The sequence below is a fragment of the Zoogloea sp. genome (genome assembly GCF_044344315.1).
Classification (GTDB): domain Bacteria; phylum Pseudomonadota; class Gammaproteobacteria; order Burkholderiales; family Rhodocyclaceae; genus Zoogloea.
The window spans coordinates 1-14,697 of record NZ_JBIJDC010000117.1; the positions used below are offsets into that span (position 1 = coordinate 1).

At 60.9% G+C, this 14,697-nt stretch carries 15 protein-coding genes; 6 read left to right on the forward strand and 9 right to left on the reverse strand.

What is annotated here, in order from left to right; translation table 11 throughout:
• The 5 genes from ACIQ09_RS18875 to ACIQ09_RS18895 form a co-directional block, all read right to left on the reverse strand.
• Positions 1-145, reverse strand: a 145-nt coding sequence (locus ACIQ09_RS18875; RefSeq protein ID WP_398313438.1) for a 3-hydroxyacyl-CoA dehydrogenase NAD-binding domain-containing protein, incomplete at its 3' end; no start/stop codon positions are given.
• Entirely contained in the window at positions 142-1,233 is a 1,092-nt protein-coding gene (locus ACIQ09_RS18880; protein ID WP_398313412.1) for an amidohydrolase family protein, read from the reverse strand. The genes ACIQ09_RS18880 and ACIQ09_RS18875, both read right to left, overlap by 4 nt.
• A gap of 270 nt (positions 1,234-1,503) precedes the next feature.
• Complete coding sequence (locus ACIQ09_RS18885) at positions 1,504-1,863, reverse strand: nuclear transport factor 2 family protein (protein ID WP_398313414.1); 360 nt, start codon at positions 1,861-1,863, stop codon at positions 1,504-1,506.
• Positions 1,860-2,912: a hypothetical protein gene (locus ACIQ09_RS18890; protein WP_398313416.1), complete on the reverse strand. Its 1,053-nt coding sequence runs from the start codon at positions 2,910-2,912 to the stop codon at positions 1,860-1,862. The genes ACIQ09_RS18885 and ACIQ09_RS18890 overlap by 4 nt, the downstream gene beginning before the upstream one ends.
• A 14-nt stretch (positions 2,913-2,926) precedes the next feature.
• The gene (locus ACIQ09_RS18895) at positions 2,927-4,207 is read right to left on the reverse strand and encodes a cytochrome P450 (protein ID WP_398313418.1); all 1,281 of its coding nucleotides are present in this window, start codon (positions 4,205-4,207) and stop codon (positions 2,927-2,929) included.
• Between the two features lie 194 nt (positions 4,208-4,401).
• Here ACIQ09_RS18895 and ACIQ09_RS18900 point away from each other — a divergent pair, with 194 nt between their 5' ends.
• The 4 genes from ACIQ09_RS18900 (at position 4,402) to ACIQ09_RS18915 (ending at position 8,636) form a co-directional block, all read left to right on the forward strand.
• Complete coding sequence (locus ACIQ09_RS18900; RefSeq protein WP_398313420.1) at positions 4,402-5,142, forward strand: TetR/AcrR family transcriptional regulator; 741 nt, start codon at positions 4,402-4,404, stop codon at positions 5,140-5,142.
• Positions 5,143-5,353: 211 nt separating this feature from the next.
• Positions 5,354-6,955: a methyl-accepting chemotaxis protein gene (locus tag ACIQ09_RS18905; protein ID WP_398313422.1), complete on the forward strand. Its 1,602-nt coding sequence runs from the start codon at positions 5,354-5,356 to the stop codon at positions 6,953-6,955.
• Positions 6,956-6,995: 40 nt separating this feature from the next.
• On the forward strand, positions 6,996-8,195 hold the full coding sequence (locus ACIQ09_RS18910; protein ID WP_398313424.1) for a hypothetical protein: 1,200 nt from the start codon (positions 6,996-6,998) through the stop codon (positions 8,193-8,195).
• Between the two features lie 12 nt (positions 8,196-8,207).
• Entirely contained in the window at positions 8,208-8,636 is a 429-nt protein-coding gene (locus tag ACIQ09_RS18915) for a substrate-binding domain-containing protein (RefSeq protein WP_398313426.1), read from the forward strand.
• A gap of 74 nt (positions 8,637-8,710) precedes the next feature.
• Here ACIQ09_RS18915 and ACIQ09_RS18920 read toward each other — a convergent pair whose 3' ends face one another.
• Positions 8,711-10,342 (reverse strand): ATP-dependent acyl-CoA ligase, encoded by a 1,632-nt coding sequence (locus tag ACIQ09_RS18920; RefSeq protein WP_398313428.1) that lies wholly within the window; start codon positions 10,340-10,342, stop codon positions 8,711-8,713.
• Between the two features lie 179 nt (positions 10,343-10,521).
• Here ACIQ09_RS18920 and ACIQ09_RS18925 point away from each other — a divergent pair, with 179 nt between their 5' ends.
• Positions 10,522-11,190 carry a TetR/AcrR family transcriptional regulator gene (locus ACIQ09_RS18925; protein ID WP_169147154.1) on the forward strand — a complete coding sequence of 223 codons (669 nt, stop codon included), beginning with the start codon at positions 10,522-10,524 and terminating at the stop codon, positions 11,188-11,190.
• Positions 11,191-11,208: 18 nt separating this feature from the next.
• On the opposite strand, the gene ACIQ09_RS18930 is transcribed toward ACIQ09_RS18925, so the two are convergent.
• Together ACIQ09_RS18930 and ACIQ09_RS18935 are read right to left on the reverse strand one after the other, a co-directional pair.
• Positions 11,209-11,835 (reverse strand): TetR family transcriptional regulator, encoded by a 627-nt coding sequence (locus ACIQ09_RS18930; RefSeq protein WP_398313430.1) that lies wholly within the window; start codon positions 11,833-11,835, stop codon positions 11,209-11,211.
• On the reverse strand, positions 11,832-12,206 hold the full coding sequence (locus ACIQ09_RS18935) for a VOC family protein (protein WP_398313432.1): 375 nt from the start codon (positions 12,204-12,206) through the stop codon (positions 11,832-11,834). Before ACIQ09_RS18935 ends, ACIQ09_RS18930 begins: the two co-directional genes overlap by 4 nt.
• 204 nt (positions 12,207-12,410) lie before the next feature.
• Here ACIQ09_RS18935 and ACIQ09_RS18940 point away from each other — a divergent pair, with 204 nt between their 5' ends.
• Positions 12,411-13,994 (forward strand): phytoene desaturase family protein, encoded by a 1,584-nt coding sequence (locus ACIQ09_RS18940; protein ID WP_398313434.1) that lies wholly within the window; start codon positions 12,411-12,413, stop codon positions 13,992-13,994.
• Between the two features lie 316 nt (positions 13,995-14,310).
• Here ACIQ09_RS18940 and ACIQ09_RS18945 read toward each other — a convergent pair whose 3' ends face one another.
• Positions 14,311-14,610, reverse strand: a complete 300-nt coding sequence (locus tag ACIQ09_RS18945) for a hypothetical protein (protein ID WP_398313436.1) — start codon at positions 14,608-14,610, stop codon at positions 14,311-14,313.
• Positions 14,611-14,697 lie beyond the last annotated feature (87 nt).

Consider the following 14,697-nt stretch of genomic DNA (forward strand, 5'->3'; position numbering starts at 1 on the left):
GGATGCTCGCTTGGGCCCGGGCCAGGGCCTCGGCGTTGCTGTCGACGAGGGTGGTGGCAAAGCCGCTGGATGCAAAGGCGTGGGCGATCCCCGTACCCATCAGCCCGGCGCCCACAACAACAACGCGGGAGTCTTTGACAATCATGCTGCCTCCCCCTGCTTTGCAACCGCGCCCACCTTGGCCGGGTCCAGGTGCAGCAGCTCGCAGGCATTACTCCAGCGAATCTTCTGCAGGTCCGCGTCCGACAGGCGCAGACCGTCGGTCAGATCGTGCCGCACCGCGTCACTGCCACCGAAGTTCGAGCCGTACAGGATGCGGTCCGCACCAATCACATCAATCAGCGCCTGGCGCATCGGCAGCTCGTGCAGCTCGACGTCGAAGTAGAAGTTCTTCAGGTAATCGAGCACCGGCTTCTTGTTGTGGAAGGTGTCGAGGTTCGGGTTGGTCTGGGCCAGGCGACCCAGCTGATAGGGCACGAAACCACCGCCGTGGGTGATGTACACCTTGAGCTTCGGGAAGCGGTCGAAGACTCCGCCGTTCACCAGGTACCAAAAGGCCTTGGTCTCGTCGTAGTTCATGCCGACGATGGCGGTAGTCTCGTAGCGGTCGCTGTTGGCGTTCTTACCCCAGGTCACCGACTGGTTGTAACCGTGCACGAACATCGGCAAGTCCAGATCGCACAGGGCTTCCCAGACCGGGTCCATCTCGCGGGAGTCGAATTCGAGTCCCCCGAAGTTGGAGCCGCCCGCGCCAAGACCCTTGGCCCCCAGCTGGGTGCACGCACGGCGGATTTCCTTGGCTGCTTCCTCGGGATTCTGCAGCGGGGCCTGGGCCCAGAACATCAGACGATCCGGCGCGCCGGAACAGTATTCGGCGAGCACGTCATTGACCTTGCGGGCGAAGGGGATCGCGTACTCGAGCGGGGTCCAGTACATGTAGCAGTGGGACGGCACCGAGACGACCTGGGCGTTTTGTCCGGCGGCGTCCATGCCGGCCAGGCGGGTCTTCGGGTCACGCCAGCGGGCCATGTAGTCCTGCACGTTCAGCGCCTGCCCTTCGGCCTTGGCTTTGCGCAAGGCCGCTTTGCGCTCCGGGGCGCCCAGGCTGAGGATCCAGTCGCCCACCCGCAGCTTGATGTCGCCGTCGGGTTGCGATTCGAAGGCCGGGCCCCAGTACGGGTCCTGGTCGTAGTAATCCGGGTGCGGGGCGTGGGCGTGCAGGTCGATCAGCATGGTCAGCGGGCCTTTCTCAGGGGTGGGGGCGTGAGTGGCAACGCGCACCTCAACGACCGGAGCACGCGCACCGACCCCACGGAAAAACCACCCTCCGTCAGAAAGCCTGCGTCTTTGTCTCCTGCCGCCGGGCACTCATGCGTTGCCTCGATTCGTCAGAAACATCATGCACAATATAAACAAAAAATACAACTATGTTCATATTAAAACCCAAGAAAAAAGGGCGGCACCGGGGCACCGCTCTTTTCTGTTCGCTTGTTCAGTGAAGGCTCAAGGCTGGCGGATGAAATAGCGGACGCTCAACTGACCGTTATCGCCAAAGCGGTACAGTTCAATGGTGTCGATAGCCACCGTGCTGCCCTTGACCTTGTTGCGGTTGTGGCAAGCCACTTCGTTGCCGTTGATGATCGCCGTCACTTCCTCGATTTCGATCTTCGCGTTCTGCTGTTGCCACATGCCTTCGAGCACTGGCCAGCCGTCGCCCAAGGAGCGGCCGACGTATTCGATGCTGAGGCCGCCCGGCGCGAGGCGGCGGTAGTGATCCAGGAAGGCGTCCTTGTCGTTGGCGTTCCAGGCGCTTACCTGGCCATGGAGGAAGGTTTCGATGGCCTCCCGGGTAATCGTGTTCATAGCTTGTCCTCTCGGAGTTGCAAGTCGCTGCCGCGCAGATTGCGCGCGGCACCATTACGGCGGTCGGACTCGCCCCAACCGAACCAGTGGTCGGGCTCACGGGTATCCCCGACACGACGCCAGCGTCCTTCCTGCTGGGCCGTGATCGGAAAACCGCCGACAAAGTCGCGCATCTCACCCTTCGGATCGGGCAGAAACTCCCAGACTTCATCGCCTTCGAGCACGATCCGGGCACTTTCCACAAAGTAACTGCCCGGCTTATGCACCACCTCACCCTCGATGGAGGTGGTACAGCGCACCTCGCCCTTCTCATTCTGGAAAATGGCGTAGCCCAGGTTGTCGTGGCCGACCATGAAGGAGCCCGCGTCCCAGCTGCCGTCCTGGTAGATCGTGGCGAAAGACCACCAGATGACATGCATCTTGTTCTCCACCACCAGATCCTTGTGGAAGTGGATGGCGCCGCCTTCGGCCAGCCAGGCCTGGTCGAGGGCGATGACGCCCTTCACCGCCCTGCCCTCGCAGGTGCCGGCGACGTCGTAGAGCTGAGACACATAGAAAGTGCCCCAATCGAGTCCCGGCAGGTACCACTGCATGCCGTTGCCGATCAGCTTGCCCTGCAGCTCGAACAGGCCTTCCTCCTTCCAGGTGAAGCCCTTTTCCGAGGCGGTGATCATCCACGGATTGCCCGGTTCGCCCTTCAGGCTGGACCACACGGCCGTGCCGCCCTCCAGCGCCCGGTCGGGAAACAGGGTCATGGCCTGGCCGGCCATGCGCGCCCGATCGATACGAATGCTCTCGCCGTCGAGGCGCGACGACTGGTAGATGAACTTGGTCGGGTTGGGGCTGCTGCCCGGCGCATTCACCGCCCGCACGACGGCGTAGATGTGGCCCTCGTCGTCGCGCACACAGCCGAAGGGCATGTGCTTGGTGAGCTTGAGACCAAAGTGATCACGCAGGTCGGCCAGCTTCTCGCCGCTGACCTTCTGCGGGCCGACCAAGCACTGGTAGGCAAAATCGCCCCGCTCGGGAATGGTCTTGAACGTTTTCATCGCTCGCCTCCCTCTCAGTCCCAGATCACCGGAATGGATGAGGCGCCACGCAACTGGCCGCCCTGAATCTGTGGTGCTGGCTGGTCAGGATCGAGTCGCACATTGGGGAAAAGATCGAGGACTGCATTCACCGCTGCCGACAATTCCAGCTTGGCAACGAACTGGCCAATGCACATGTGCGGACCATAGCCGAAGGTGAAGGACGGCTTGAGCTTGCGGTCGATGTCGAACTCGTCGGCGTTCTCGAAAATATCCTCGTCCCGGTTGGCCGAGGCGATCACGCATTGCACCAGCGCGCCCTGGGGAATCATCACGCCGCCAATTTCCACATCACGGGCAGCCTGACGCACCTTTACGGTGGAAGTCGGCTCGAAACGAATGGCCTCGTCGATCAGCTTCGAGACAAGGCTGCGGTCATCACGCACGCGGGCCAGCAACTCGGGGCGCTGCAGCAGCAAGGTCATCACCGAGCTGAAGGTGCGGGTCGTGGTTTCGCCACCGGCGGCCACCAGGGAGCGTACAAAGGTGGCGATTTCCATGTCGTCGAGGCGACGCGCCTCGAACTCCGCGCGAATAAGGCGGCTAATCAGATCGTCACCGTTGGCCCCTTCGGCACGCCGCTGGGCAACCAGCTTGATCACCGCGTCGTACAGCCCCTGACTGGCCGAAACGGCATTCTGTCGGGCCGCTTCTTCTTCGGCCGGATCGTTCTTGGGGCCCGCCAGAATGGTCAAGCCCATCGCGGCGTATTCATAGAAGTCACCGATGTTTTCCTGCGGAAATCCAATCAGCGCGTAGATGACGCGAATCGGAAAATACAGGGCGAAATCCATCAGGTCGGCGCGTTTATTGGGCACCAGGGGTGCGATGAACTCCTCGCGGATCGAACGTTCGATCTCGGCGCGCCAGGGGTTGACGCTCTGCGGGGTGAAAACTGGCTGCAGCAGGCCACGGGCCTTGCGGTGCTGGTCACCGTCCATGGCGATGATGATCAGTCCGTCACCGCCGAAGAAGGTACCCAAGCCCTTGGCGATAAAGCCACTGGTGAAGGTGGCGGCATCCTGCAGCACCGCCTTGATGTCGTTGTACTTGAAGACCGCATAGGTCGGGTGACCGTGACGCTGACCGGCGTGGGTCGGTACCGACAGACTGGCCATGAAGTCGCCTTCCATAACCGGCGTGGTTTGACGCTTCTCGCGACTTACGGCGTAAAGATCGACATCCAGGCCACGGTAGTTTTTGGACAGGGCCGCAAAGGCCTTCTCAAGTTTTTCGGATCGGTGTTGGGTTGCCATCGGGTGTCTCCTCCTTCAGTTTTATCGGTGCCGGTGTCGGGAAGTCCGGCGATCTGGCGCCTCTTTATTTGGAAACACAAAACAAAGAAGTGTCCATATACTTAAAGATGGTAACGCCTGCGCAAACACCTGGATCCAGCTTCGTTTGACCCCAAGTCAAGTCCGGCACCGACACCACAGAAGAGGAAATAATCATGAAGCGGGACGATGTCGCCATTTCCCAAAGCACCCGACCGGGTCCGGACAAGCGCGAAACGATCCGGCGGATTCTTGATGCAGCGCGCCAGGAATTTGCCGCGAAGGGGCTGGCAGACGCCCGTATCGACGTAATCGCCCAGCAGGCGGGCGTGACGAAGCAATTGGTCTATCACTACTTCAAGGGCAAGACTGAGTTGTTTGCCTGCGTACTGGATGAATCCTCGGACAAGGCCATGTCGCACCTCGTGGCCCAGGATCTCGGCCACCTCGCGCCGGTAGAGGCTATGCGCACCTTCCTCGGCGACATGTTCGACCAGTTCCAGCGCACACCGTCCCTCGGGTCACTCGCCCCGGAGGGCATCCGCTTCCATGCCAGCCACACCACGCCCCACGCCAGATTCCCGGAGCTGGCCCCCCTGCTCGACGGGAAGCTGCAGGCAATCCTGCTGCGCGGCGCCGAGAACGGTGATTTCAAGCCGGGCGTGGATGCCAGTATGTTGTTCGCCGCGGCAGGGCTCCTGACCACTGGCGCGTTCACCAGCCCCTATCTGGTCTCGGTACTGGCCGGGCTGGACCCGGACGAGCCCACTGACATGGCAGCCTGGCGGCACTACGCCGTGGATTTCGTGCTGGCCGCCATCAGCATCAAACCGTCGGCCAGCCCTGGCCTGCGCAAGACACCGGGCCGGAATGCGGCTCCTGGCTGCAAGCCGGCAAAGCCGCGCCAACTCAGCTGATCTGATCTAAACCTTTCCGAGCCTCCGCCAAGCCGGCTCCACGGTTTCGCCTTACTGCGGCGAGGGAGAGTCGCGCCTGTCCCTTCCAGCCCTCATTACGCCAAAAGTTAAATATATACACTTATGTAAAGTTTGTTCATATATTTCCGATAGCAAGCTATGAAAGCTTCAGGCTTTCCGCCTCAACCTGACACAAAGGGAGTGATTCATCGTGCCAAGCGTTTTACGTGAGCTGTCTCTGCGCTGGAAGATCCTGTGCCCGCCCGCCTTCGCCTTGCTCTGTCTTGTGATCTATCTCGGCTTCACCGCCAGCGCGTTCGAGTTGAGCCTGGACCGCCTGAGGGAGCTGCGTGATCGTCAGTTTCCGGCCCTGGAGGTCAGCACCGAAAACCTGGCCCTCCTCGACAGCATCGTGGGCGCACTGGAATCGGTTGTCGCCACCGGGGAGCGCGCCCAGCTGACGAATGCCGATGCGTTGGTTGAGCGCAGTCGGCAAGGCTATGCCCGACTGGGCAAGGATACGGACATCACCCGTCAACTGGAGTACCTCGACGAGTATTACCGGCGCGCGCGGGACCTTTCTGTACGTATGCTGGACAGCACCGGTACGCCAGATCCAAACGCCGTTCCCCTGATGGCAAAAGCACTGAGCCAGTACCGGGAAGGCCTGATCGCCCTGAAGAATGCGTCCAAGAGCAAGCTCGTCGGCACCATCGACACATCGGTCGCCGAGGCCGAACACACGCTCAGCGTCGGCGTGCTGCTGTGCACCTTTGGCCTTGCCGTCAGCCTCACGGTCGGCATCTACGTCGCCACGACAGTCAAGCGCAACGCCGACTCGGTCATTGCCTCCCTGAAGGACATCGCCCACGGCGAGGGCGATCTGACTCGCCGGATAGAGATACGGAGCCGCGACGAACTCGGCCAAGTGGGCATGGCCTTTAACCTCTTTGCCGATCGGCTTCACGATACGGTACGGAAGTTGGTGAAGAACGCCCACGATGTCGGCGAGTTATCAGGCACGGTGTTCGACACCGCCACCACGAGCAGTGTCCTGGCCGACGAACAGCGCCAGACGACGGAAGAAGTGTCCTCGTCGATCAACCACATGGCGCTCACCAGCCAGTCCATCGGGCAGCATATCAACGACGCTGCGAGCGCAGCCTCGCAGGCAGACCGGGAGGCCAAGGACGGGCGGGAGACCGTGCTGCGCAGCCTGCACGCCATCGAAGAACTTGTTCAGGACGTCAAGGGCGCCACCGACAGCATTCAGCAGCTTGAAAAAGACACGTCCAACATCAGCCATGTGCTTGACGTGATCGGCGAGATCGCCAGCCAGACCAATCTGCTGGCACTTAACGCAGCCATTGAAGCCGCCCGTGCTGGCGAACAGGGACGAGGATTTGCCGTGGTGGCCGACGAAGTTCGTGCCCTCGCCGAACGCACCCAGCAATCCACCCACGAAATCCGCTCGATCATCGACCGCCTGCATGGCAGCACCCATGCCACTGCAGATGTGATGCAGCGAGGCTGGCAGAAAGCGCAATCCAGCGTGGATCAGGCAAAGGCCACCGAGGGAGCCTTCCGGCAAATAGCCGACGCGGTGGCGAGGATGACCGAAAAGAACAAACAGATCGCCGCCATGGCCGAGGAACAGGCCACGGTGACTGAAAGAATTGCCGGCAATGTGACACGTCACCTCGATCTGACCATTCGCAATTCCGACGCCGCCGGCAAGGGGGCCCAGCACGGAAACCAGTTGGCGGCCGTCGCTACCGAACTACGCACCACGGTTGCGCTGTTCAAGGTCTGAAGCAACACCTCAAGCTCATTTTTCAACAAGGAGAAGCACAATGAAGCACCGGATTCGCAGCATTGCGCTCGCGCTCATGGCCTGCGGCGCAACGTCATCCCATGCCGATGACAAGTCCTTCAAGTTAAGTGGATTCGGCACCCTTGCCGCCACCCACTCCACGGAAAAAAACGCCGACTTTGTATCGCGCAACGTGCCCAACGGCCCCGGTCACAGCCGGGAATGGGACACGCTCATGGACAGCAAGCTCGGCCTGCAGGGCGACATTCGCTTCAATGACCAGCTCTCGGCAGCAGTGCAGGCCATAGCCTTCAAGCGCTACGACAGCGGCTTCTACCCCGACATCACCGCTGCCCACGTCCGCTACGAGGCGTATCCGGGACTGGCTGTACGCGTCGGACGGATGGCCATGCCCATCTATCTCGTATCGGACTATCGCCGGGCCGGCTATGCACTTCCCTGGTTCTCGCCACCTGTCGAGTTCTACGGCAATGGCTTCTTCCACTATGACGGCGCTGACCTGACCTGGAAGACCCCGCTCGGCGAGTGGGCCCTTACAACCCAGGCCTATACAGGCCACAGCAAGTTCCGGAACCCGGACCGGGGCTTCTTCTCGGCCAACCAGATCTTCGGTGCCACGGTGACCGGCGAGAAGGGCGACCATACCCTGCGCGCCAGCATCACCAATGCCAAGATGAAGGTGACCAGCGCCATCGATCCGTTGCTGGCCGCCTATCGCGCCGCCGGAACGCCAGCCTCCGTTGCGGTGGCCGACAACTACGCCGTCAACGATCTGAGCAACACCTTTGTATCCCTCGGCTACATGTACGCGCCCGGCGACTGGCTGGTGATGGCTGAACTGGGCAAGACCCACACCGAGCGAGAGGCCCTGCTGGCCGAACAGACGCTTGGCTACATCACCATCGGCTACCGTCTGGGTAGCGTCACCCCCTACGTGACCCTGGCCCGTCGGGATACCAGCACGGCGAACAACGTGCAGGGCGTCGTACCGAGCCTGGATGCAACCCTCAACAGTGCCATTGCGGCGGGTGACGTCAGCCAGACACGGACGTCCCTGGGCGCCCGCTGGGACTTCATGACGAACATGGCACTCAAGACCCAGTTCGACCACGTGAATCTGGACTCCGACTCGGCGGGCGGGCTTGTTAACCGGCAGCCCGGCTTTACCCGTGGCGGCAGCTACAACCTGCTGTCCGTTGCTGTGGACTTCGTGTTCTAAGGAAAAATAGAAATGCAATCCAGAGCAATCCGGAAGCTAATCATCGCCTTGGCCTGCACGGGCGCCTGCAGCGCTACCCAGGCGGATGTGGTGATCGTGGTCGCCGCCAACAACCCGGTCGGCAATATGAGCAAGGACCAGATAGCCCAGATCTTCACCGGCAAGGCAGTCACCTTCCCCGATGGGCGCAAGGCAGTACCTATCGAACAAGGCCCCAGCAGCCCGACTCGCAACGAGTTCCACGCCAAGGTGACCGGCAAGGACGCGGCCCAGTTGAAGGCTTACTGGTCGAAGGTGATTTTCTCCGGCGCCGGACAACCGCCAAAAGAGGTCAGCGGGGCTGATGAGATGCGCAAGGCAGTGAGCAGCGATGCGAGTGCAATTGGCTATCTGGAGAAAAGCCAGATCGACAGCAGCCTCAAAGTCATTCTCACACCCTGACGAAGGCTTCGTTCCTCTAAAAGGAAACCGCCGCCTTCAGGCGGCGGCAAAACAATCTGATCAGGCCAATGTGCTCAGCGCTTGGCCACCTTGATGTCGGTTTCTTCCCAGTCCCAGGTGTCGGACGTCTTGCCCTCATCCCGTAACTGGTACTTGAGCACCCGCCCCTGGGGGTTCTTGGGCATGCTCGTGCGAAACTCGATGTAGCGCGGCAGCGCGTAATAAGGCACCACGTCAGTGGACCAGAGAAACAGGTCTTCGGCCTTTAGGCTGGCGCCATCGCGCAGAATGGCGGTGACCTTCACATCGTCCTCGCCCTTGTCGGAAGGCACGGCATGCACCGCCACTTCGAGAATAGCCGGGTGCTTGGCAAAGGCCGACTCCATCTCAAAGCTGGAAATGTTCTCGCCACGGCGACGCAGGTAATCCTTCTTGCGGTCTACAAAGTAGAAAAAGCCTTCATCGTCAAACTTGCCGATGTCACCGGTGTGGAACCACATGTTGCGCATGACCTTGAGGCTATCTTCCGGGCGCCGCCAGTAGCCCTGGAACATGATGTCCGGACGCAGCGGGCGCACCACCACTTCTCCCGGCATATTGGCAGGCAGTTCCCGGTCCATGTCGTCCACGATACGCACATCGAAATCCGGAATGCGCTTGCCGGACGAACCCGGCGCGGCGTATTCGCCCCCCGCCAGCGAGGTGACCACACAGGCCTCGGTGAGGCCGTAGCCGTTCCCCCCCACTTGGCGTGCGCCAAAACGCTCACGCCAGATGGCCTTGGTCGGCTCAGTAAAGGGGTTGCCACGCACGGTGTGGATCTGCCCGATACAGCGTTTCATCGCGTCGCTGTCAGCCGCCTGGGCCAGCAGGCCACCCATACTGCCGAGAATGGAGGCAATGGTGGCACCCGAACGTTCTACTTCCGGCCAGAAGTTCGACACGGAGAAGCGCTCGACGATTGCCACCCGGGCGCCAACCATGATGTTGGAGATGATCCCGACACACAGGGCGTTCATGTGGAACAGGGGCAGCGGCGTGATGGTCACGTCATCCGCCGTTGCCGGCCCTGCACGCAGTTGCAGGCGAGCCAGATTGCACATGAAGTTGTAACTCAGCATGCAGCCCTTCGACGGGCCGGTGGTGCCGGAGGTGTACACCAGGCAGGCCAAGTCGGCGGGGTCGGGCTTGATCAGGATGGGAGTGTCGTCGTCGCCTCGGTATGCATCCAGTGGCGCAAGCAGAGCGGCGCATTCCACCTGCTCAGCCAGCGTGTTCCGGTACAGCACCTGCTTCATTTCCGGCAGCTCGGCGGATACCGCCGCAATGCGCGGCAGAAAGTCCGCTTCGCAAATTACCAGCGATGCACCCGCGTCGGCGATCTGGTGGCGCAGGAATTCGCCCCTCAGCGCCGTATTGACGGGCACACTGACTGCCCTCAGTTTGTTGATGGCCAGCCAGCACACAACGGCGTCGATGTTGTTGCCGAGCATGGTGACCACCGTTTGCCCCGCACGCACACCCAGCGCCTCGAAGGAATGGGCAAGACGTGTCGACAAACGATCAACGTCCGAATACGTGTAGAGGTCACCCGCAAAATCAAGCAAAATTCTGTCTGGATGTGCAGCAACAGCCCGATCGAGTGCGGCAATCACCGTATCCCGCTCGCCAACGGCCCAAGTTTCCGGATTTCCCGTACCCGTCATGCCCGTGTCTCCTTGTTGTGTGAAGCGCCTGAATCGACGCAACATCGGTTTATGAGTGCCCTTTTCCGAACAAAATATAAACACAAAACAAAATAGTGTCAAAGTTTAGAGAAGATGTTTCTACACCACTCACCCCGTCTCAGGCCACACCACGGCCGAAAAATGCCAGGGAGGACCTGATGAACAAGCTGGAAAATGATGGCGAAGTCGCGGTAAAGGAAGAGAGTCAAACTGACGAAGCCGCACCGGTGGTCCGCAAGACACGTCGCAACCGGCGTTCGGAAGGCACCATCCAGGGCATCCTGGAGGTGACCGAGGAAATCATCCTCGAGTCGGGTGCCGAGCGAATCTCGATCCTTGATGTGTGCAAGGCCGCGGAGATCTCGCGGGGTACTTTCTACCGCTACTTTGCCTCCCAGGAGGAATTGCTGGACGCCTTCTCCCGGCACAAGCGCGAACGCTTCTATGCCTCGCTGATCGAGACAACGGCACCGCATACCGACCCGGACGCGCGCCTCGAGGCGATGATCCAGTTCATCAGCGACTACATTGGTCACACCCGCGCCCGACGCCTGCTGATCGTCGCCCCGGAATATGCGATGAACTGGTTTCAGCGCATTTTCCAGGACGCCGTCTTGCGCTTCCAGGACGTGCTGGGGATCGTTTTCGACTCCTGGGATGAACGCCTGGGGGTAAAACTCGACCGGGAATTGGTGTGTGAACTGATCATTCGCTATGTGCTCAGCGAGCAGCTGGTTCCGGCCAGCCCCGAGCAGCGGCGCAACATGCCCCGGCGTATCGAGCGTCTGGTCAGCGCACTCGTTACCGGCAAGACCGCTCGCCGCTGAAGGCCTGCGCCGGCCGCCTCAGAGAATGCGGCGCAGGCGGATATGCATGCCGATGGCAGCCTCCAGTGTGGCCGTATCGCGCGCCCCCACCCGAAGCATGCCGATATCCAGCAGGCCTTCCAGAAAGATAAGGGTCTCTTCGGCAGCCTCGGATGGTTCGAGGCAGGGATGGAGCAGCTCCCTTACCCGGGCGCTACGGTAGGCATCCTCTATCTGGCCGGCGAGTGCTCGCCAGAACGGGTCCAGCACCCGCCCCCTCAAACCACCACAAACCGTATCGTCGCACTTCAGCATCAGAAAACAGAACATCTCGTGGAGCGTTCTGTCGTCGCGAAGCTGTCCGCCAAGCCGACACAAGGCGCGATCCAGCCCGGCGAGAGGATCGGCAACATCCTCTTCGCCATCTAGGGACGGCAAGGGCCAACGCGCCACGACGGCGAGAATCAACTCTTCCTTGCTCGCAAAGTGGCAGTAGATTCCACCCCGCGTGGTGCCTGCCTCGCGGGCCACTCCCTCCAGGGTGGTTGCCGCCGCACCCACCCTGTACAGCACCCGCCGGGCGGCCTCGATCACCCGGCCCCGACAGGTGCGCTCCCTGTTGCCTTCCTCTTCACCCCCGGCGATGGGCTGCAGCGCCGGACTCACTCGGGCTGGCGGCAGGAGGCAACGATCTTGTGGCCATCCAGATCTCTCACGTAGGCAGCGTAGGCATTGGGCGCAAAGGGGCGTGGCCCTGGCGCCCCCTCGTCCACCGCGCCAAGTGACAGAGCGATTCGGTGAAATTCGTTCACCGCAACCCGACTCGGTGCGGCAAAACCTACGGTGAGACCATTACCTGCCGCAGCAGCCTCGCCGTTGCGCGGATGCAGAACGATGAACTGCGGCGCCTCGGCCCCCCAGCCTGACGCTTGCTCCACGCTGAACAAACGCTTCAGTGCGAGGGGCTCCAGCACCTGGTCGTAGAAAGCGCGAGCACGCTCCAGGTCGTTCGTGCCAAGGGTGATGTGGGTCAGCATAGGGTCGTCTCCTTAGTGGTTTTTATTGAACACAAATAACACATTCGTTCATAAAAATAAACCGCTGCGCCGAAAGCCCTGCCCTTTACGCTTTAACTCGAGGTCAAACCGTTGAAGAAAGCCTTCTCTTGAAATGTGCTCAAATTTGTGACCCTGGACGCCTGCTTGCAGCGAACAAAAGAGAGAGAACCAAGAGGAAACGCAATGAAAAAAAACCAGAACTACGATGTAGTCATCGTCGGCGGCGGCCATAACGGGCTGTCTGCAGCCTGTTATCTGGCCGAGGCTGGCAAGAAGGTCGTGGTCATCGAGGGACGGGAAAAAATTGGCGGCATGGCATCGTCGGGCTACCTGATCCCAGAGGCCCCCCAGCACCTGATTCACCCCTGTGCGCTCGATCTGATGTCCCTGCGCGTACATCCGATGATGCCGCAGGAACTGCAGTTGGAACGCCATGGTTTTCGGCAGGTGGAGATGGCGCCGGGTTACGTCTATCTGCATCCGGACGGCCATTCGCTGGTTTTCTGGCGCGATCCGGCAAAGACAGCCGCCGAGATCAGGCGCTTCTCCGAGCATGACGCAACCGAGTTCCTCGCCTTGATGAGACTCATCGACGCGTTCATGGACATGGCGATTCCAATGATGCGGGTGGACCCATCCCAGCGAAATCTGGGCGCCAAGTGGGAAGCCCTCAAGGCGGTGCTGCGCAACCGTCATCTGAAGCCGGAGATCATGGCCCTGATCGGCAGCCCGGCCTACGTGTCGATCATGGAGCGCTTTGAACATCCGGTTACCCAGTCGGCGATGTGCGCCTTGCTCGGCGCTGCGGGACCGATCACCAACGAGGCCACGGGAATCTACTTCGCCCTGCTGGGTTTCATCCATCGCTTCGGCCTCGGTCGCGCGGTCGGCGGCATGCAGACATTGTCCAACGCACTGGCTGCGCGGCTGACGGAGCTGGGCGGTGAGATCCTGCTATCCACCCAGATCAAGGAAATCGTGGCCGAAGGAGGCCGTGCCACCGGCGTCCGGCTACCGGACGGCAGCCTGATCAGGGCGAAAGCGGTAGTCGCATCGATCCACCCGAAAATGGCCCTGGAGATGGTCACGCCCGGCGCCCTCGACCGGCGGCTTCTCACCCGCATTGCGCTGGCACCCGCCAACGGGCATGGCGCCTCACCACTCAAGGTAGACGTGGCCCTGCGAAGCCAAGTGCAGTACCGTCGGCACGAGGCGATGCGCCCCGATGGCCTCAGCCTGCGCAAATGCGTGCTTCTCATTGGTACTGTAGAGGCCGTACTGGAGAATTTCCGCAGTTCAGCCCGTGGCGAAGTGCCAAAACTGCCCTACATGTGGATCACCGCCCCTAGTGCCGTCGACCCGAGCCAAGCACCTGAAGGGCAGGACGTCGCCTACCTATACCCGGTTGCGATGCCGGTTGAGCCCCGTGAAGGCTGGGACGCTATCCGTGCCCAAGTGGGGCAGCAGGTCATCGACCAAGCTAGCGGATACATGGATGGCCTGAAGGAGTTCGAGATCGGGCGCCGAGTCGAAGCAGCCCCCGATCTTGCTGCACGCCTCAATGTCCACCGCGGTTGTGTGGTCCACATCGACACCAGCACCACCCGTTCGTCACTGATGCGCCCCGCTCCAGGTCTTGGCGGCGACACCCTACCAATTGCCGGCTTTTTTTTAGGGGGAGCGGGGATCCACCCGGGAGGTGGCATCAATGGTCTTCCTGGCCGCATCGCAGCTGGACGAGTCAACCGCTTTCTTGCTGGCTCGTAACCACCGTCCGTTCCAGTTGGCATCGAAAGCACGGCTCACACACTGATTTGTCATTTCCACATCCGCATACTCAAACAGCAACTCATGACGGAGAAAATCCGCTCACGCTCAAGAGTCGGCCCTTAGCGATCAGCCCGTACCTTCCCGGCATGGGCTGATCGCTCAGGGCCGACGACTTACTGAGCAGGAATGTGAAATCATTCAGGTGGCTACGGCAACTCTGGTCACCTTTTTAGACTTACTACAAGTCTTTTGCCAAGTTACAGCACCTACAGAGGGAAGTTTTAATCACCCCTCCCAACGCACGGATACCACATTACTTCCTTGCGCTCTCCGTCTGATTCACAAACGCCCCTCTGAAATCCTCAGGGATGTAGCTGTCGACCACCGTCACCTTCCCGCCAATCGACTCGGCCGCAGCGCGTACGTTGTTCATCGTCCGCGGGATGAACTGACTCGAGTCACCGATAAGCGAGCGGCCGACCGCCGAACTGATTCCCTGCGGGGTAAAGCCCCTGCTCGCCCGCACGAAGGTCGCGTGGATATCGATGTGGTAGCCATCCTTGTAGGGCAAGACACACAAGAAGAAGCTCGTCTGCTCACCATATTGAGCCATGCTGGTGTTGTCTGGAGACTCCGTTACTGGTGATCAGCCTGTCCGACAACGCACTCAAGTAGCCCGGATTGCGTGATCACGCAATCC

Coding starts and splice junctions, on each gene's coding strand:
- ACIQ09_RS18945 (WP_398313436.1), bottom strand. CDS start 14,610: ATGGCTCAATATGGTGAGCAGACGAGCTTCTTCTTGTGTGTCTTGCCC.
- ACIQ09_RS18920 (WP_398313428.1), bottom strand. CDS start 10,342: ATGACGGGTACGGGAAATCCGGAAACTTGGGCCGTTGGCGAGCGGGAT.
- ACIQ09_RS18885 (WP_398313414.1), bottom strand. CDS start 1,863: ATGAACACGATTACCCGGGAGGCCATCGAAACCTTCCTCCATGGCCAG.
- ACIQ09_RS18880 (WP_398313412.1), bottom strand. CDS start 1,233: ATGCTGATCGACCTGCACGCCCACGCCCCGCACCCGGATTACTACGAC.
- ACIQ09_RS18925 (WP_169147154.1), top strand. CDS start 10,522: ATGAACAAGCTGGAAAATGATGGCGAAGTCGCGGTAAAGGAAGAGAGT.
- ACIQ09_RS18895 (WP_398313418.1), bottom strand. CDS start 4,207: ATGGCAACCCAACACCGATCCGAAAAACTTGAGAAGGCCTTTGCGGCC.
- ACIQ09_RS18935 (WP_398313432.1), bottom strand. CDS start 12,206: ATGCTGACCCACATCACCCTTGGCACGAACGACCTGGAGCGTGCTCGC.
- ACIQ09_RS18910 (WP_398313424.1), top strand. CDS start 6,996: ATGAAGCACCGGATTCGCAGCATTGCGCTCGCGCTCATGGCCTGCGGC.
- ACIQ09_RS18940 (WP_398313434.1), top strand. CDS start 12,411: ATGAAAAAAAACCAGAACTACGATGTAGTCATCGTCGGCGGCGGCCAT.
- ACIQ09_RS18890 (WP_398313416.1), bottom strand. CDS start 2,912: ATGAAAACGTTCAAGACCATTCCCGAGCGGGGCGATTTTGCCTACCAG.
- ACIQ09_RS18915 (WP_398313426.1), top strand. CDS start 8,208: ATGCAATCCAGAGCAATCCGGAAGCTAATCATCGCCTTGGCCTGCACG.
- ACIQ09_RS18900 (WP_398313420.1), top strand. CDS start 4,402: ATGAAGCGGGACGATGTCGCCATTTCCCAAAGCACCCGACCGGGTCCG.